A 254-nucleotide genomic window follows, 5' to 3' on the forward strand; every position below is an offset into this window, starting at 1 on the left:
GTATTCGTAATGTCATAACCATGAACTTCAGATTTATATCCATCCACCGGTTGTTCTTTTACTTCATACTTGTACGCGTTGCCTTCGGCATCATATGCCGCTAAGTCTTTGAATGTATATTTCCAACCTGTTGCTTCACTTACTTCTTGTGTATTGATGACCTGACCGTTTTGTAGTAAATCTACTTTGATTGTTTTCGGACGATCTGTCGCATTGCCATCTTTCCACGTTTTTGTTCCTTCTACTGTTGTTTG

At 39.0% G+C, this 254-nt stretch carries 1 protein-coding gene; it reads right to left on the reverse strand.

Annotated features, from left to right (window positions below):
• Window positions 1–254 (reverse strand): Cna B-type domain-containing protein (locus SB773_RS33180; protein ID WP_410594692.1); only part of this gene is annotated, 254 nt, incomplete at both ends.

Origin of the sequence: Bacillus sp. SIMBA_074, assembly GCF_046534555.1 — a bacterium.
GTDB classification, from domain to species: Bacteria; Bacillota; Bacilli; order Bacillales; family Bacillaceae_G; genus Bacillus_A; species Bacillus_A mycoides.